This window comes from Kosakonia beeri, assembly GCF_054165705.1.
In genome coordinates this window covers 1,988,765-2,005,336 of record NZ_CM135106.1, presented here as the reverse complement: position 1 = coordinate 2,005,336, position 16,572 = coordinate 1,988,765, and the positions used below count along the sequence as shown (strand labels likewise).

Here is a 16,572-nt window from a genome sequence, read left to right as displayed (position 1 = left end):
ATCTTACGGAAAACATTAAAAAAAAAGCGCCGACGAGCGGCGCTTTTGCGTACTAAATAATTTGCGATTAACGCAGCAGGGACAGCATGGTCTGCGGAACCTGGTTGGCCTGAGCCAGTACAGAAGAACCGGCCTGTTGCAGGATCTGCGCTCGCGACATGTTTGATACTTCGGTCGCGTAGTCGGAGTCCTGAATACGGCTGCGCGCTGCAGACAGGTTGTTCACGGTGTTGTTCAGGTTGGTGATGGTGGACTCGAAACGGTTCTGAGACGCACCCAGCAGGCTGCGCTGATCGTCAACCGCTTTGATGGCCGCATCGATGTCTGCCAGCGGGCTGCCATCAGTACCACCGGTGGAGTTCACAGTACCGCTCAGTACGTCGAAACCTTCAGCAGAAGTAGAACGTGCAGTCCCGTTGATGGTCTGGCCAGTAGTAACAGCCGTTGCACCGGTAGCGTTGTACAGGTTGTAAGAATCAGACTTGCTCAGGCTGATGGAGATGGTTTCGCTGTCTTTCGCGCCAACCTGGAAGTTGTAGCTGCTGGAGCCGGTACCGGTGTTCAGCACTTTGATGCCGTTAAAGTCGGTCTGGGTGGTCACACGGTTGATCTCTTCCATACGCTGGTTAACTTCAGCCTGGATGGAGTCGATGTCGGAAGCAGAGTTGGAGCTGTTCTGCGCCTGAACGGTCAGGTCACGGATACGCTGCAGGTTGTTGTTGACTTCGCTCAGCGCGCCTTCAGCAGTCTGCGCCAGAGAGATACCGTCGTTGGCGTTACGGGCAGCAACGGTCAGGCCGTTGATGTTGGAAGTAAAGCGGTTAGCAATCGCCTGGCCAGCAGCATCATCTTTTGCACTGTTGATACGCAGACCGGAAGAGAGACGCTCGATCGCAGTACCCAGAGAAGACTGAGATTTAGTCAGGTTGTTCTGAGTCATCAGCGACAGGGTGTTAGTATTAATAACAGCCATGATATTTATCCTTCATTGAGAAATTTATATTCCGGTAAGCGCCAGCGGCTTCATCACCGTCATAATAGTTATCGACGGGGTGATAAAACTCTTTAGCTATTTTTTGCTATTTTTCGTCGCTTTTATTCGCTCGCCGCCCATAAAAAAAGCGCCGACATGCGGCGCTTTTTCACAAGCATATTTGCGTAAACTATAATTAACGCAGCAGGGACAGCATGGTCTGCGGAACCTGGTTGGCCTGCGCCAGTACGGAAGAACCGGCCTGTTGCAGGATCTGCGCTCGCGACATGTTCGATACTTCGGTCGCGTAGTCGGAGTCCTGAATACGGCTGCGCGCTGCAGACAGGTTGTTCACGGTGTTGTTCAGGTTGGTGATGGTGGACTCGAAACGGTTCTGAGACGCACCCAGCAGGCTGCGCTGATCGTCAACCGCTTTGATGGCCGCATCGATGTCTGCCAGCGGGCTGCCGTTGGTGGTGCCGCCAGTGGTCACGGTGCCGCTCAGTACGTCGAAGCCTTCTGCAGAAGTGGCGCGAGCAGTACCGTTTACCATACCGCCGGTCGCACCGGTCGCAGAAGAGCTGCTGAACAGGTTATAAGTGTCAGACTGGCTCAGGCTGATGGAGATGGTTTCGCTGTCTTTCGCGCCAACCTGGAAGCTGTAGCTGCTGGAGCCGGTACCGGTGTTCAGGACTTTGATGCCGTTGAAGTCGGTCTGCGTGGTCACACGGTTGATCTCTTCCATACGCTGGTTAACTTCAGCCTGGATGGAGTCGATGTCGGAAGCAGAGTTGGAGCTGTTCTGCGCCTGAACGGTCAGGTCACGGATACGCTGCAGGTTGTTGTTGACTTCGCTCAGCGCGCCTTCAGCAGTCTGCGCCAGAGAGATACCGTCGTTGGCGTTACGGGCAGCAACGGTCAGACCGTTGATGTTGGAAGTAAAACGGTTAGCAATGGCCTGACCCGCTGCGTCATCTTTTGCACTGTTGATACGCAGACCGGAAGACAGACGCTCAATCGCCGTCCCCAGAGAAGACTGGGATTTGGTCAGGTTGTTCTGAGTCATCAGAGACAGGGTGTTAGTATTAATAACAGCCATGATGTAATTCCTTCGAAAAAAAAGTTATCAGATTCAGGCATCTGCCTACGGTTTACTCACCGTCAACCTCGTTATCGACCGTGTTTCTGTAACCTTTAGGAGAAAACATCATTTTTTTAAAGCGTTAAACTGCCCGCTATTCATTAGCTTTATTTCGCCATTGTTTTATAAAAAACCCTCTAATCTTTTCGCAGTCGCTGCCGATAATCCCCTCAGTGATTGTCCAAAACTGGAAGGATGAAGATATGTCAAGTATTAGTTCGCTCGGCGCAGGCACCAGCCTTGACCTCAACACGCTGTACGCTAACTTGCAAACAGCGGAAGAGACCAAACTTACACCGATTACGACGCAACAGACTTCGTATAAGGCAAAACTGACAGCCTGGGGCGTGGTACAAACGTCACTGACCAAGCTGCAAACTGCCGCTAATGCATTGAAAAACACCTCGAACATTGCGGCAACAAAAGTCTCCAGCACCAACACCGCGTTTAGCGCGACGCTCGCTAACACGGCGGCGGCGGGTACTTATTCTATCGACGTAACTTCACTGGCTGCGTCACAGTCTCTGCTCAGCCCGAAAGTGGCCAGCAAAGATACTGACTTAGGTGATAGCAGCATGAGCTCGCGCACCATCACCATTTCTCAGCCGGGGCAAACTAACCCGATGACGGTGACGCTGTCGAGTGATAAAACCAGCCTTGCAGACATTCGCGATGCGATCAACAAACAGCAAGGTAGCGTGACCGCAAGTGTGATCAAAGCGGACGACAGCAGCTACTACCTGGCGCTGACCTCACGCGATAGCGGCCTTAAAAACCAGATGACCATCACCACGGATGATGCGCAACTGGCGCAGTACATTAGCTACGATTCAACGAATCCCAGCAGCACCAGCAACAAGATGACCCAACAGGTCGCTGCCTCTGATGCAAAAGTTAAAATTAACGGGATCGAAATTACCCGTAGCAGCAATACGATTACCGATGCGCCTGAAGGCGTAACACTGACGCTGAATAAACTGACCACGTCTGGCTCGCCAGAAACGTTGTCGGTCACAAAAGATAACGCGCCGATGACGGCTGCAATCCAGGCGTACGTGGATGCTTACAACTCCCTGCAAACCACTATCGCTAACCAGACGAAATACACCGCGGTAGATAAAGGCAGCGATGCACAAAGCACCGCCAACGGCGACTTGTTAGGCGATGGTACACTGCGTAATATCCAGACGCGCCTGCGTTCAGTATTGTCCGCAAGCCAGGGCGCAACCGGGAGCAGCGTTTCTATCCTGTCGCAACTGGGCATTACTCAGGATACTTCCGGTAAACTGACCGTTGACAGCACCAAACTTGATAAAGCGCTGAACGAAAAATCAGCCGATGTGATCAGTTTCCTTTCCGGGGACGGTAAAACCACCGGTTTTGCGACCCAGGCCAGTAACCTGCTGTCCGGCTTTTTAGGGACGTCAGGCTCCGTGCAGAATGCGACTGATGGTATCAACAAAACGCTGAAACGTTTGTCCGATCAATATGACCGCACCAACGCGCAAATTACCGCGACGATGGCGCGTTACAAAACACAGTTCACCAGTTTGAGTTCATTGGTTTCTTCTCTGACATCCACTGGTAACTATTTGACTCAGCAATTTAATGCAATGAACGCATAAACCAGTTAGTTGAGGTTTGACATGTATACGAAATCGGGAACTCAGGCCTATGCTCAGGTCGGCGTGGAAAGCGCCGTCCTGAGCGCCAGCCCGCATCAACTCGTGGTATTACTTTTTGACGGGGCGTTAAGCGCCATGAAAAAGGCTGCGATACTGATTGAGCAGGGAGACATTCCCGGTAAAGGACAGGCGCTTTCAAAAGCGATAAATATCATTACCAATGGTTTGCGGGCCGGGCTCGACCACGAAGTTGGTGGCGAGCTCTCCGCTAATCTGGACAGTCTTTATGACTATATGACACGACGTCTTTTACAGGCAAACCTCCACAATGACCTCTCAGCCATTGATGAAGTTTCAACGTTGCTGAACAACATCGCTGATGCCTGGAAAGAGATTGGCCCCACTCATCAATCCGCGCGGGACACTTACTAATGGATGCAAATCTCGGGTTGCTCCACCACTATCAGCAGCTGTTGGTCGTCAGCCGTACCATGCTTATCCTCGCAAAGGAAGGGCGTTGGGACGAGCTTATTGAACACGAAGTCGGCTATATCAAAGCAGTAGAAAAGCTGACCAAATTCCAGAATGCCAGTGAAATTGCGCCTCAGTTGCAGGCGCAAATTCGCCCTGTGCTGCAACAAGTTCTGGATAACGAAGTCATTCTGAAAGAACTATTGAGCCAGCGGATGGACGAATTACGGACATTGGTTGGACAAACATCCCGACAACATAACTTGCATTCGACATATGGACGTCTTTCCGGAAACATTCTCTTTCCCAATGAGATTTAACCCTCATGCCCGGCGGGTGAGCCTGTAATATCATTCACCCGCCAGGTTTGTTCTTACTCACCGCTCTCTCCCACTATTCCTCCCTCAGTCATCATCAGTGCCCCGTTGCGCTGGGATGAAAAATGCGATCTCTGTCAGCTTTTTTAAAATCTCATCCATACTTCCAGAGTCACATTCTGGAGCGTGCAAACATGAAGAACCCCACCCTGTTACAAACCTTTCATTGGTATTATCCCGACGGCGGCAAGCTGTGGCCGGAACTGCGTGAGCGCGCCGCGGGTTTCAACGATATTGGCATTAACATGGTCTGGCTTCCCCCCGCGTATAAAGGGGCCTCCGGCGGTTATTCTGTGGGTTATGACAGTTACGATCTGTTTGACTTAGGCGAATTCGATCAGCACGGTTCGATCGCCACCAAATACGGCGATAAAGCCCAGTTGCTCGCCGCCATCGACGCGCTGAAACAGAACAACATTGCCGTTCTGCTGGATGTCGTGGTGAATCATAAAATGGGCGCTGATGAAAAAGAGTCCGTCCACGTCAACCGGGTTAATGCGCTCGATCGCACGCAAATTGACGAGCAGGTTATCGAGTGCGAGGCCTGGACTCGTTACACCTTTCCTGCCCGCGCCGGGCAATATTCCCGATTCATCTGGGATTTTAAATGCTTCAGTGGTATCGACCATATTGAAAACCCGGATGAAGACGGGGTGTTTAAAATTGTCAATGATTACACCGGCGAGGGCTGGAACGATCAGGTCGATGATGAACTGGGCAACTTTGATTATCTGATGGGCGCGAATATCGATTTTCGCAATCATGCCGTAACCGAAGAGATTAAATACTGGGCGCGCTGGGTAATGGAACAGACCCACTGCGACGGTTTTCGCCTTGATGCGGTTAAACATATTCCCGCATGGTTCTACAAAGAGTGGATTGAGCATGTGCAGGAAGTGGCGCCAAAGCCCCTCTTTATTGTTGCAGAGTACTGGTCGCATGAAGTGGAAAAACTGCAGCAATATATTGCCCAGGTCGAGGGTAAAACCCTGCTGTTTGATGCCCCGTTGCATATGAAATTCCACGAAGCGTCGAAACAGGGGAGCGATTACGACATGCGTGAGATTTTTACGGGTACGCTGGTCGAAGCCGATCCGTTTCATGCCGTCACGCTGGTCGCCAATCACGATACGCAGCCATTGCAGGCGCTGGAAGCGCCGGTTGAAGCCTGGTTTAAACCCCTGGCCTATGCGTTGATCCTGCTGCGGGAAAACGGCGTGCCGTCTGTGTTTTACCCGGATCTGTACGGCGCAAGCTATGACGACACCGGCGGTGACGGCGAAAATTATCACGTTGATATGCCGATCATCGACAAACTCGACCAGTTGATTCTGGCTCGCCAGCGCTACGCGCACGGGGTACAGACATTATGGTTTGACCATCCGAACTGTATCGCCTTTAGCCGCAGCGGAACCGCCGACGATCCCGGTTGCGTAGTGGTGATGTCCAACGGTGACGCGGGAGAAAAACAACTGGCGCTGGGTGAAAATTACGGCAACAAAAAGTGGCGGGATTTCCTCGGCAACCGTGAGGAGAGCGTCAGCACAGACGAAAAAGGCGTTGGCGTGTTTACCTGTAACGGTGGCAGCGTTAGCGTATGGGTGATGGAAGAAGTGCTGTAGCGTGATGCCGGGTAGTGCACCTACCCGGCCTGGCGTTTATCGTGCGATATCCAGACCTGCGGCCACCCGCGCCTGCTCACACTCTGCTGTCGGTTTATCGACTTTTTTCAGCGTTAAGCCGTCAACTTCCAGCGACGCCCCTTCCTGCTCAATGCGATACACGTCAAGATTCTGCGTCACGTTATAGAGCTTGCCATCGTTACGCATTAACTTACCAGGCACAGCGATAACCCGCTGCCACTGCCGGCAATCCAGGGTGTTGCCGCTGGCAGTCACAATGAGGCTGGCCACCGCCTGCGGACTGACCAGCTTGCTTTGCGGCCCGGCAGACTGCCAGTACCCTACTAACCCTGCAGGCGCAGGTTGTTTCACCACTGCCTGATAATTATCGACCTGCATACAGCCGCTTAGCAGCATAACTGCGCCAAGGATCACTCGCTTTTTCATCTTTTGCCCTGCTCGCGAAGAAAAAAATATTGTGGCATTAAAGCGTTATCGCCGCCAGCCTTTCCCCGGTGCAGGTAAGTTTGATCTGTACCAGGTTTTCACCGTTTTTTGCATCCGGTTTGACGGGTGCCCGTGTATTATCCGGGTTCTTTTTCTCTTCCCCACCGACCCTTCTGAGTTCAGAGGTTTTTTGATTATGTCATGGCAACAATTTAAGGACCGTTTCTTAATAAAGTTCTGGTCCCCTGTCCCGGCGGTTATCGCTGCGGGTATCCTTTCTACCTACTATTTTGGTATCACAGGCACGTTCTGGGCGGTGACCGGCGAATTCACCCGCTGGGGCGGCCAGCTGTTACAACTGGCTGGCGTCCATACTGAAGAGTGGGGCTATTTTAAATTAATCCATCTTGATGGCACACCGTTGACCCGCATTGACGGCATGATGATCATTGGCATGTTTGGCGGCTGTTTTGCAGCGGCGTTATGGGCCAACAACGTTAAAATTCGCTTTCCTCACAGCCGAATTCGAATTGCACAAGCAATTGCTGGCGGCATTATTGCCGGCTTTGGCGCACGGTTGGCGATGGGGTGCAACCTTGCGGCATTTTTTACCGGCATCCCACAGTTTTCGCTGCATGCCTGGTTTTTCGCCGTAGCAACAGCCATCGGCTCCTGGTTCGGCGCCCGTTTTACTCTGCTGCCGCTTTTCCGCATTCCCGTGAAAATGCAGAAAGTCTCCGCTGCCTCGCCACTGACGCAAAAGCCCGCACAGGCAAAACGCCGCTTTCGCCTCGGGGTGCTGGTTTTTGCAGGCATGCTTGGCTGGGCGCTATTCACTGCCATGAACCAGCCGAAACTGGGGCTGGCGATGTTGTTCGGTGTCGGCTTTGGTTTACTGATTGAACGGGCGCAGATCTGCTTCACCTCTGCGTTCCGTGATATGTGGATCACCGGTCGCACTATGATGGCCAAAGCCATTATCTTTGGCATGGCGGCCAGCGCGATTGGCATTTTCAGCTACGTCCAGTTGGGTGTTGAAGCCAAAATCATGTGGGCCGGCCCGAATGCCGTCATCGGCGGTTTGCTGTTTGGTTTCGGTATTGTTCTGGCCGGCGGTTGCGAAACGGGCTGGATGTACCGCGCGGTAGAAGGCCAGGTGCATTACTGGTGGGTGGGCCTGGGTAATGTGATCGGCTCTACCCTGCTGGCTTACTTTTGGGATGATCTCTCCCCCGCGCTGGCTACCCATTGGGACAAAGTCAATTTGCTGAAGACCTTCGGACCACTCGGCGGTTTGCTGGTGACCTACCTTCTGCTGCTGGCCGCGCTGCTGTTTGTGATTGGCTGGGAAAAGCGTTTTTTCCGCCGGAAAACCCCTGCCACTTCACCTGTTAAGGAGACCGCATGAGTATTGTGCCTGACTATCGGCTGGATATGACCGGCGAACCGTGCCCCTACCCGGCAGTGGCAACTTTAGAAGCGATGCCGCAGCTTAAAAAAGGGGAAATTCTGGAAGTGGTCAGCGACTGCCCACAGTCGATTAATAATATCCCGCTTGATGCGCGTAACCACGGTTACACCGTGCTGGATATTCAGCAGGATGGGCCGACCATCCGTTATTTGATTCAGAAATAACCCTCCCCCCCTCTCCCACCAGAGAGGGGGAATTTACCCGACGAAATGGCGTATCTCCCCCTGTGCATCCATAAACATGCAGCGATTACGCCCGGTCTGTTTGCCGCGGTACATCGCCGCATCGGCGCGTTCCTGCGCCCGGGTTAGCGTTTCGCCTGTGCGAACACGCGTCACGCCGAGGGTTGCAGTGATCCTGAGCGCCAAATCGTCATGATAGATAGTGCGATCGGCAATGGCGTTGCACAGGCGCAACGCGATTTTACAGGCTTCCTCATCACCCGCCGCACACAGTAAAAGAATAAACTCTTCACCACCGTAGCGGTAAGCCGTATCGCAGCCCTGCGCCCACTCGCGCAATTGCCGGGCCAGCGCGCGTAAAACCGCATCGCCAACCAGGTGCCCCCAACTATCATTGATATTTTTAAAGCGATCGATATCCAGCATCAGCATATAGACAGCTCGCCCTTGTGCTGCCTGTAACACCTGAGAAAATGTTTCGTCGAGCGCCCTTCGGCCGGGTAAACCGGTTAAGGCATCAATACCATTACGCATATTTAACAGGTATTTTCGGTAGTCATTAGTCGCCGAAGAAAATAACTGCAGGCATGATTTAAAATCCGTAAATTCGTGCTCAGAGACACGCCCCTGAGAAACGGCCAGTAATAATTGATGGCCACTTTCATGTAAACGTGAATGCGCATGATCGATCGCCTGTATGCAGAGCCCTTCTCCATGCTCTGCACGGGGTTTTGACTGCAACCAGCGGCCTACTGGGCAGGATTCATGAGAAGACGCAGGGATAATTTCAGCTGCCGAAGTCTTCGCAGAAGCAATTTCCACCATGATATTTACCAGCCATGTGTAGTGCGTATCGATGGCTTTATCCAGACTCGCAAGTGCTGTATCAATTTGGCATGTTTCTCTGAACATCATCAGCCCTCACACTGTAATAATGGACGGCCGGAAGTGTAAAAAACAAAAAGTATGGATACGTAAATATAATTAATACAGGGAAAAGGAAGCGAACGCGCAGAATTACGTTATTGACGAATGGACAAAATAAAAGCAGGGCGCTCAGCACGCAGGAGTGTTACCGCGCACTGTACGCCCAACGCACAATCTCTTCGCAGGCTTACGCCGAACTAGAGTTGCATGTTCATAACGTCCTGGTAGGCAGAGACCAGTTTGTTACGTACCTGAATCCCCATCTGCAACGAGATAGAGGATTTTTGCAGATCGGTCATCACGTCATTCAGCGCCACGCCCGGCTCACCGAGTGTGAATTTTTCCGCCTGAACACGTGCCGCATTCTGTGTGTCGCTAATGCGATCCAGCGCAGCATGCAGTTGCCCGGCAAAGCTGATTGTCGGTTCGCTCTCCACGCTCTGATTACGCGCAACCCCTGCAGTGGCCTGCAGCTGGCTGACGACGCTTTCAATGCCCTGTATAGCCATGTTTTTTCCCCGGATGGTTTGGTACCAGACAAGGTTAACAGCTTGTCAATGAGATAATGGCGGTAAATAGCGATAAAAAACCAGGTTATTTGAGGCATAGAAAATTCGGATTCATCAAATAATGGCAGGGCCATGTTAATGGACCAATGTCGAGTTTGCCGACCCGGGAGTCAGTTTTGTTTCTCAACTCAAATAACAACATCCGCCCAGAGTTAAGAGGTGCGCAACAATGAGTGCGACTGCTACAACTGCACCGCAGAATAAATCTCTTGAGTGGATTAACCGCTTACGCGCGAACCCCAAAATCCCTTTAATGGTGGCCGGGGCTGCGGCCGTTGCCATCATTGTGGCGATGGTCCTGTGGGCGAAAAGTCCTGACTATCGCACGCTTTATAGCAACCTGTCCGATCAGGACGGTGGCGCTATCGTTACACAGTTAACCCAGATGAATATTCCCTACCGTTTCTCTGACGCCGGTGGGGCTATTGAAGTGCCAGCAGATAAAGTGCACGAGCTGCGTCTGCGTCTCGCCCAGCAGGGCTTGCCGAAAGGCGGCGCGGTGGGTTTTGAACTGCTGGATCAGGAAAAATTCGGTATCAGCCAGTTCAGCGAGCAGGTTAACTACCAGCGCGCGCTGGAAGGCGAACTGGCCCGCACTATCGAAACGCTGGGGCCGGTAAAAGGCGCGCGCGTACACCTCGCCATGCCAAAACCGTCTCTGTTTGTGCGTGAGCAGAAATCGCCTTCTGCCTCTATCACCGTGAACCTCGAACCAGGCCGTGCACTGGATGATGGTCAAATCAGCGCTATTGTGCATTTGGTATCCAGCGCCGTCGCTGGCCTGCCCGCGGGCAACGTCACCGTTGTCGACCAGAGCGGTCGCCTGCTGACCCAATCCGGTACTGCCGGTCGCGATCTGAACGATGCACAACTGAAATACACAGCCGATGTTGAAGGGCGTATCCAGCGTCGTATTGAAGCCATCCTCGGCCCAATCGTCGGTAACGGCAACGTGCACGCGCAGGTAACCGCGCAGCTCGATTTCGCTAACAAAGAGCAGACCGAAGAGCAGTACAGCCCGAACGGTGATCCGTCGCAGGCAGTAATGCGTTCGCGCCAGGTTAACAGCAGCGAACAGATTGGCGGCCAGAATCAGGGTGGCGTGCCGGGTGCACTCTCCAACCAGCCTGCGCCAGCGAATAGCGCGCCGATCACGACGCCGAATGCGAACCAACAGCAGAACGGCCAGCAGAATCAAAATGCGCAGGGGCAGCAGAACGGTCAGACCACGTCGACCAGCACAACCACCACCGGACCGCGTAACACAACACATAACGAAACGACCAACTTCGAAGTTGATCGCACTATTCGCCACACCAAAATGAATGTGGGCGATGTGCAGCGTCTTTCGGTTGCTGTTGTCGTTAACTACCGTACCCTGGCCGATGGCAAAACCGCAGCGCTGACTGCCGACCAACTGAAACAGATTGAAGATTTGACCCGCGAAGCGATGGGCTTTACCGAAAAACGTGGCGATACGCTGAACGTGGTGAACTCTCCGTTTAACACCACCGATGATGTGGGCGGTCAACTCCCCTTCTGGAAACAGCAAGCGTTTATCGATCAGTTAATGTCCGCCGGTCGCTGGCTGCTGGTGTTGATTGTCGCGTTCATCCTGTGGCGTAAAGCTGTACGTCCGCAGCTGGTACGTCGTCAGGAAGAAGCGAAAGCGCTTCAGGAAGCCGCACAGGCGCGTGCAGAAATCGAAGAGTCCGTGGAAGTTCGCCTCAGCAAAGACGAGCAGCAACAGCAGCGTCGTTCTAACCAGCGCATGAACGCTGAGGTAATGAGCCAACGTATTCGCGAAATGTCAGATAACGATCCGCGCGTCGTCGCGCTGGTCATCCGCCAGTGGATGAGTAACGAACATGAGCAATAATCTTACCGGAACGGACAAGAGCGTCATCCTGCTGATGACCATTGGCGAAGACCGTGCAGCGGAGGTGTTTAAGCACCTCTCTGCCCGGGAAGTCCAGCACCTGAGTACCGCGATGGCCAGCGTGCGCCAGATTTCCAACAAGCAGCTGATGGATGTGTTGCAGGAGTTCGAGAACGAAGCGGAACAGTTCGCGGCGCTGAACATCAACGCCAACGACTACCTGCGCACGGTTCTGGTAAAAGCCCTTGGCGAAGAGCGTGCCTCCAGCTTGCTGGAAGATATTCTCGAAACCCGCGATACCACCAGCGGCATCGAAACGCTCAACTTTATGGAGCCGCAGAGCGCCGCAGACCTTATTCGCGACGAGCATCCGCAGATCATCGCCACCATCCTTGTGCACCTCAAACGTGCACAGGCGGCAGATATCCTTGCGCTGTTTGACGAACGTATGCGTCATGACGTAATGCTGCGTATCGCCACCTTCGGCGGCGTACAGCCGGCAGCGCTGGCGGAACTGACCGAAGTGCTGAACAACCTGCTCGACGGCACCAACCTCAAGCGCAGCAAAATGGGCGGCGTGAGAACGGCGGCGGAAATCATCAACCTGATGAAAACGCAGCAGGAAGAAGCGGTTATTACGGCAGTTCGCGAGTTCGACGGCGAGCTGGCACAGAAAATTATCGACGAGATGTTCCTGTTCGAAAACCTGGTGGACGTGGACGACCGCAGCATCCAGCGCCTCCTGCAGGAAGTGGACTCCGAATCCCTGCTGGTGGCCCTCAAAGGTGCCGAACCACCATTGCGCGACAAATTCCTGCGCAACATGTCGCAGCGTGCGGCAGATATCCTGCGCGACGACCTTGCCAACCGCGGCCCGGTTCGTTTGTCTCAGGTGGAAAACGAGCAGAAGGCAATCCTGCTTATTGTTCGTCGCCTGGCAGAAACCGGCGAGATGGTGATTGGCAGCGGCGAGGATACCTATGTCTAATGAAATGCCGTGGAAGGTCTGGAAGCCCGATGACCTTGCCCTTCCTGTTAGCGCCGAGTTTGCGCCCCTGCACAAGCAGAATGACGAGCCGGCTGTAGACGAGGAAGAGGACGCATTATCTGCGGAGCAGAAGCAACAACAGCAACTGGCGCAAATCCAGATGCAGGCGCACGAGGCAGGTTATAACGCCGGTCTGGCGGAAGGTCGCAAGGCTGGTCATGACGTGGGCTATCAGGAAGGTCTGGCCGCCGGTCACGAGCAGGGGCTAAACCAGGCGCGCCAGCAACAGGCACCGCTGCATGCACGCATGCAGCAACTGGTCAGCGAATTCCAGTACACACTGGATGCGCTGGACAGTGTGATCGCCTCCCGCCTGATGCAGATGGCGCTCGAAGCCGCGCGTCAAGTGCTTGGCCAGGTACCCATTGTTGATAACAGCGCGCTGATTAAACAGATCCAGTTGCTGTTGCAGCAAGAGCCGCTGTTTAGCGGTAAACCGCAGCTGCGCGTCCATCCGGACGATTTGCAGCGCGTTGAAGAGATGCTGGGCGCGACGCTGAGTCTGCACGGCTGGCGTTTGCGCGGTGACCCGACCCTGCATCCAGGTGGGTGCAAAGTGTCCGCCGATGAAGGCGATCTCGACGCCAGTGTGGCAACACGCTGGCAGGAACTGTGCCGTCTGGCGGCGCCGGGAGTTGTTTGATGACTGCACGTTTGACCCGCTGGCTGACCACGCTGGATAACTTTGAAGTGAAGATGGCGCAACTGCCGTCTGTACGCCGTTACGGCCGCCTGACCCGTGCCACCGGGCTGGTGCTGGAAGCCACCGGCCTGCAACTGCCGCTGGGTGCGACCTGCATTATTGAGCGTCAGGATGGCCTGGAAATGCGCGAAGTCGAAAGCGAAGTGGTGGGCTTTAACGGTCAACGTCTGTTCCTGATGCCGCTTGAAGAAGTAGAAGGTATTTTGCCTGGCGCGCGCGTCTATGCCCGCAGCGTAACAGGCGACAATTTACACAGCGGAAAACAGTTGCCGCTCGGCCCTGCCCTGCTTGGCCGCGTCCTCGACGGTGGTGGTAAACCTCTTGACGGGCTTCCGTCACCGGACACCGGTGAAACCGGCGCGCTGATCACTCAGCCGTTTAACCCGTTACAACGTACGCCGATCGAACATGTGCTGGACACGGGTGTACGCGCTATCAATGCCCTGCTGACCGTCGGTCGCGGTCAGCGTATGGGGTTGTTCGCCGGTTCCGGCGTTGGTAAGAGCGTGCTGTTAGGCATGATGGCCCGTTATACCCAGGCCGATGTGATCGTCGTCGGTTTGATTGGCGAACGTGGCCGTGAAGTCAAAGATTTTATTGAGAACATCCTCGGCGCAGAAGGCCGCGCTCGTTCGGTGGTCATCGCTGCGCCAGCGGATGTTTCTCCGTTATTGCGTATGCAGGGCGCTGCGTACGCGACGCGCATTGCTGAAGATTTCCGCGATCGCGGTCAGCATGTGCTGTTGATTATGGATTCCCTGACGCGCTATGCCATGGCGCAGCGTGAAATTGCGCTGGCTATTGGCGAGCCGCCAGCAACGAAAGGTTATCCGCCGTCTGTCTTCGCCAAATTACCGGCGTTAGTGGAACGTGCAGGGAACGGTATTCACGGCGGAGGCTCTATCACCGCGTTCTATACTGTACTTACAGAAGGCGATGATCAGCAGGATCCCATTGCTGACTCAGCACGCGCTATTCTTGATGGTCACATTGTATTGTCGCGCCGTCTGGCGGAAGCAGGTCACTACCCCGCCATCGACATCGAAGCCTCAATCAGCCGTGCTATGACCGCATTGATTACTGAAAAACATTACGCAAGAGTTCGAAATTTCAAACAGTTGCTGTCGAGTTTCCAGCGTAACCGCGATCTGGTGAGCGTTGGCGCATATGCGCGAGGCAGCGACCCAATGCTGGATAAAGCCATTGCATTGTGGCCGCAACTCGAAGCTTTCTTGCAACAGGGCATCTTCGAACGTGCCGGGTGGGAAGATTCTATGCAGGCGTTAGAGCTGATCTTCCCGACAGCATAATGTAGTGGAGGCTGACTTCATGACGCAAAACAGCGCATTGACGACGCTTAAAGATCTGGCAGAGAAAGAAGTTGAAGACGCAGCGCTGAAGCTGGGCGAAATGCGTCGCGGCTGCCAGCAAGCCGAAGAGCAGTTAAAAATGCTGATTGATTATCAGCATGAGTACCGTAGCAGTCTGAACAATGATATGAGTCAGGGCATTGATAACCAGCGCTGGCAGAACTATCAGCAGTTTATTCAGACCCTGGAAAAAGCCATAGAACAACATCGCCACCAGTTAACGCAGTGGACCCAGAAAGTGGATGTCGCACTCGGTTGCTGGCGCGAGAAAAAACAGCGCTTACAGGCCTGGCAAACTCTGCAGGACAGGCAAAGCGCCGCAGCATTACTGGCGGAAAACCGCCTCGATCAGAAAAAGATGGATGAGTTTGCACAGCGAGCGTCCCTGAGGAAAACAGAATGATTACGTTGCAAAAACTGCTAGTTACAGAATCAGATGCAACCACCGGCGCGCAAACGAGCAAGGCCGGCGGCGATTCCGCTCAGGACTTCCTCGCTCTGCTCACCGGCGCGATGTCCGGCACGGGTGCGCAAGGCCTGGAGGGCGATGCCCCCCTTACCCTCGCTGACCTGCAGGCTGCCGCGTTAAGTGGCAAGCTGGCGAAAGGTAAACTCGCAGCGGCCTCTGGTGAAGAAGCACAAACCCCGGCGCAAAAACTGGCTGACTTGCTGGCGCGCCAAAGCACAAAAGCGGATGTGACCGCGACCGCAGAAAGCAACGCAGAGATGCAGAATTTACTGTCGGGTCTGTCTCCTGCCAGCAAAAGTGATGTGCTGGCCGCGCTGACAAAAACAGCGAAGGCCGCCGATGAAAAAAGTGAATTAAGCGATGAAGATCTCGCGAATCTCAGTGCGTTGATGGCGATGCTGCCGCACCAGCAATCACAGCAACTGTCCACGGCGCAAACAGCGAGTACAACCACTGCGGCAACCCGTGCCAGTGATGTAGGCGCAGCCGCAAACCGTGCCCTGAATAGCAGCGCGCTGACCACCGATGCCGCGGGCGATTTACCACGCGCAACGGGCAAAGGTTTGCATGATGGCGTAGCCGTTAACGCGCAAGGTACCGATGATGCCTCACAATCAGCCACCTTTGCTGCAGCGCTGGCTTCGCGTAAAGAGACCGATCACGCCGCCCAGCAGACCACCAGCACCACCGTGAGCATGGCGCCCGTGACAACAACTGCCAGTGCGGCGCAGGCCAGTGCGCCCATCGCCGCCCCGGTGATCAGCGCTCCGCTGGGCAGTCATGAGTGGCAGCAGAATGTGAGCCAGCATGTAACGCTGTTTACCCGTCAGGGTCAGCAGAGTGCGGAACTGCGCTTACATCCGGAAGATTTGGGTCAGGTGCAGATCTCTATCAAACTGGAAGACAACCAGGCGCAGTTGCAAATGGTGTCCGCTCATAGCCATGTTCGTCAGGCGCTCGAAGCCGCGCTGCCCATGCTGCGTACATCGCTGGCTGAAAGTGGCATTCAACTTGGCCAGAGCAATATCAGCAGCGAAAACTTTGCCAGCCAACAGCAGCAGCAACAGTCTTCGCAGCAACAGCAATCTTCTCGTTCGGGCTCCGGCGATCTGTTTGGCGCGGATGAGGGCGACGCGTTAGTGGCCCCGGCGTCCTTGCAGTCTGCCGCTCGCGGTAACGGCGCAGTCGACATTTTCGCCTAAACGCCAGAGGTAGCATGATTATCCCCGTCTTTTCCGCGCTTTGTTGGCAGCAGGACACGGGATAATCATTGCATAAGCAGTACTAACAGGAAGCCC

At 54.2% G+C, this 16,572-nt stretch carries 17 protein-coding genes; 12 read left to right on the top strand and 5 right to left on the bottom strand.

Features of this window, described 5'->3' with window-relative positions:
- Nucleotides 1-67 precede the first annotated feature (67 nt).
- Nucleotides 68-973 carry a flagellin N-terminal helical domain-containing protein gene (locus ACUY4S_RS09585; protein ID WP_458024260.1) on the bottom strand — a complete coding sequence of 302 codons (906 nt, stop codon included), beginning with the start codon at nt 971-973 and terminating at the stop codon, nt 68-70.
- A 196-nt stretch (nt 974-1,169) separates the two neighbouring features.
- Nucleotides 1,170-2,072, bottom strand: a complete 903-nt coding sequence (locus ACUY4S_RS09580) for a flagellin N-terminal helical domain-containing protein (protein ID WP_458024259.1) — start codon at nt 2,070-2,072, stop codon at nt 1,170-1,172.
- Nucleotides 2,073-2,317: 245 nt separating this feature from the next.
- Here ACUY4S_RS09580 and fliD point away from each other — a divergent pair, with 245 nt between their 5' ends.
- From fliD to amyA, 4 genes are all read left to right on the top strand, one after another.
- On the top strand, nt 2,318-3,739 hold the full coding sequence (gene fliD / locus ACUY4S_RS09575) for a flagellar filament capping protein FliD (RefSeq protein ID WP_312692930.1): 1,422 nt from the start codon (nt 2,318-2,320) through the stop codon (nt 3,737-3,739).
- A gap of 21 nt (nt 3,740-3,760) precedes the next feature.
- Nucleotides 3,761-4,171, top strand: a complete 411-nt coding sequence (gene fliS / locus ACUY4S_RS09570; protein ID WP_312692928.1) for a flagellar export chaperone FliS — start codon at nt 3,761-3,763, stop codon at nt 4,169-4,171.
- A complete protein-coding gene (gene fliT, locus ACUY4S_RS09565) occupies nt 4,171-4,530 on the top strand; it encodes a flagella biosynthesis regulatory protein FliT (RefSeq protein ID WP_312692926.1) in 360 nt (119 codons plus the stop codon). The genes fliS and fliT overlap by 1 nt, the downstream gene beginning before the upstream one ends.
- A gap of 191 nt (nt 4,531-4,721) precedes the next feature.
- On the top strand, nt 4,722-6,209 hold the full coding sequence (gene amyA / locus ACUY4S_RS09560; RefSeq protein WP_458023528.1) for an alpha-amylase: 1,488 nt from the start codon (nt 4,722-4,724) through the stop codon (nt 6,207-6,209).
- Between the two features lie 36 nt (nt 6,210-6,245).
- Here amyA and yedD read toward each other — a convergent pair whose 3' ends face one another.
- Entirely contained in the window at nt 6,246-6,656 is a 411-nt protein-coding gene (yedD, locus tag ACUY4S_RS09555; RefSeq protein ID WP_312692922.1) for a lipoprotein YedD, read from the bottom strand.
- A 196-nt stretch (nt 6,657-6,852) separates the two neighbouring features.
- On the opposite strand from yedD, the gene yedE reads away from it, so the two are divergent.
- Both yedE and yedF read left to right on the top strand, forming a co-directional pair.
- Complete coding sequence (gene yedE, locus ACUY4S_RS09550) at nt 6,853-8,064, top strand: selenium metabolism membrane protein YedE/FdhT (protein WP_458023529.1); 1,212 nt, start codon at nt 6,853-6,855, stop codon at nt 8,062-8,064.
- The gene (yedF, locus tag ACUY4S_RS09545) at nt 8,061-8,291 is read left to right on the top strand and encodes a sulfurtransferase-like selenium metabolism protein YedF (RefSeq protein WP_312692918.1); all 231 of its coding nucleotides are present in this window, start codon (nt 8,061-8,063) and stop codon (nt 8,289-8,291) included. The genes yedE and yedF overlap by 4 nt, the downstream gene beginning before the upstream one ends.
- Nucleotides 8,292-8,324: 33 nt before the next feature.
- Here the strand turns inward: yedF and ACUY4S_RS09540 are convergent, their stop codons facing one another.
- The gene (locus ACUY4S_RS09540) at nt 8,325-9,224 is read right to left on the bottom strand and encodes a diguanylate cyclase (RefSeq protein ID WP_458023530.1); all 900 of its coding nucleotides are present in this window, start codon (nt 9,222-9,224) and stop codon (nt 8,325-8,327) included.
- A gap of 209 nt (nt 9,225-9,433) precedes the next feature.
- Entirely contained in the window at nt 9,434-9,745 is a 312-nt protein-coding gene (gene fliE / locus ACUY4S_RS09535; RefSeq protein WP_312692916.1) for a flagellar hook-basal body complex protein FliE, read from the bottom strand.
- Between the two features lie 229 nt (nt 9,746-9,974).
- On the opposite strand from fliE, the gene fliF reads away from it, so the two are divergent.
- Genes fliF through fliK form a run of 6 tightly spaced genes read left to right on the top strand, consistent with a single transcriptional unit; the run spans nt 9,975 to nt 16,476 of the window.
- Complete coding sequence (fliF, locus tag ACUY4S_RS09530) at nt 9,975-11,684, top strand: flagellar basal-body MS-ring/collar protein FliF (RefSeq protein WP_458023531.1); 1,710 nt, start codon at nt 9,975-9,977, stop codon at nt 11,682-11,684.
- Nucleotides 11,674-12,672 (top strand): flagellar motor switch protein FliG, encoded by a 999-nt coding sequence (gene fliG / locus ACUY4S_RS09525; protein WP_312692912.1) that lies wholly within the window; start codon nt 11,674-11,676, stop codon nt 12,670-12,672. Before fliF ends, fliG begins: the two co-directional genes overlap by 11 nt.
- Entirely contained in the window at nt 12,665-13,375 is a 711-nt protein-coding gene (gene fliH, locus ACUY4S_RS09520; protein ID WP_312692910.1) for a flagellar assembly protein FliH, read from the top strand. Before fliG ends, fliH begins: the two co-directional genes overlap by 8 nt.
- Nucleotides 13,375-14,745 (top strand): flagellar protein export ATPase FliI, encoded by a 1,371-nt coding sequence (fliI, locus tag ACUY4S_RS09515; protein WP_312692908.1) that lies wholly within the window; start codon nt 13,375-13,377, stop codon nt 14,743-14,745. The genes fliH and fliI overlap by 1 nt, the downstream gene beginning before the upstream one ends.
- A 19-nt stretch (nt 14,746-14,764) precedes the next feature.
- Entirely contained in the window at nt 14,765-15,208 is a 444-nt protein-coding gene (gene fliJ / locus ACUY4S_RS09510) for a flagellar export protein FliJ (protein ID WP_312692906.1), read from the top strand.
- Nucleotides 15,205-16,476: a flagellar hook length control protein FliK gene (fliK, locus tag ACUY4S_RS09505; protein ID WP_458023532.1), complete on the top strand. Its 1,272-nt coding sequence runs from the start codon at nt 15,205-15,207 to the stop codon at nt 16,474-16,476. The genes fliJ and fliK overlap by 4 nt, the downstream gene beginning before the upstream one ends.
- Nucleotides 16,477-16,572 lie beyond the last annotated feature (96 nt).

Excerpts from the sequence above, each read along its gene's own strand:
- ACUY4S_RS09585 (WP_458024260.1), bottom strand. The coding sequence starts at position 973 with ATGGCTGTTATTAATACTAACACCCTGTCGCTGATGACTCAGAACAAC.
- ACUY4S_RS09580 (WP_458024259.1), bottom strand. The coding sequence starts at position 2,072 with ATGGCTGTTATTAATACTAACACCCTGTCTCTGATGACTCAGAACAAC.
- fliD (WP_312692930.1), top strand. The coding sequence starts at position 2,318 with ATGTCAAGTATTAGTTCGCTCGGCGCAGGCACCAGCCTTGACCTCAAC.
- fliS (WP_312692928.1), top strand. The coding sequence starts at position 3,761 with ATGTATACGAAATCGGGAACTCAGGCCTATGCTCAGGTCGGCGTGGAA.
- fliT (WP_312692926.1), top strand. The coding sequence starts at position 4,171 with ATGGATGCAAATCTCGGGTTGCTCCACCACTATCAGCAGCTGTTGGTC.
- amyA (WP_458023528.1), top strand. The coding sequence starts at position 4,722 with ATGAAGAACCCCACCCTGTTACAAACCTTTCATTGGTATTATCCCGAC.
- yedD (WP_312692922.1), bottom strand. The coding sequence starts at position 6,656 with ATGAAAAAGCGAGTGATCCTTGGCGCAGTTATGCTGCTAAGCGGCTGT.
- yedE (WP_458023529.1), top strand. The coding sequence starts at position 6,853 with ATGTCATGGCAACAATTTAAGGACCGTTTCTTAATAAAGTTCTGGTCC.
- yedF (WP_312692918.1), top strand. The coding sequence starts at position 8,061 with ATGAGTATTGTGCCTGACTATCGGCTGGATATGACCGGCGAACCGTGC.
- ACUY4S_RS09540 (WP_458023530.1), bottom strand. The coding sequence starts at position 9,224 with ATGATGTTCAGAGAAACATGCCAAATTGATACAGCACTTGCGAGTCTG.
- fliE (WP_312692916.1), bottom strand. The coding sequence starts at position 9,745 with ATGGCTATACAGGGCATTGAAAGCGTCGTCAGCCAGCTGCAGGCCACT.
- fliF (WP_458023531.1), top strand. The coding sequence starts at position 9,975 with ATGAGTGCGACTGCTACAACTGCACCGCAGAATAAATCTCTTGAGTGG.
- fliG (WP_312692912.1), top strand. The coding sequence starts at position 11,674 with ATGAGCAATAATCTTACCGGAACGGACAAGAGCGTCATCCTGCTGATG.
- fliH (WP_312692910.1), top strand. The coding sequence starts at position 12,665 with ATGTCTAATGAAATGCCGTGGAAGGTCTGGAAGCCCGATGACCTTGCC.
- fliI (WP_312692908.1), top strand. The coding sequence starts at position 13,375 with ATGACTGCACGTTTGACCCGCTGGCTGACCACGCTGGATAACTTTGAA.
- fliJ (WP_312692906.1), top strand. The coding sequence starts at position 14,765 with ATGACGCAAAACAGCGCATTGACGACGCTTAAAGATCTGGCAGAGAAA.
- fliK (WP_458023532.1), top strand. The coding sequence starts at position 15,205 with ATGATTACGTTGCAAAAACTGCTAGTTACAGAATCAGATGCAACCACC.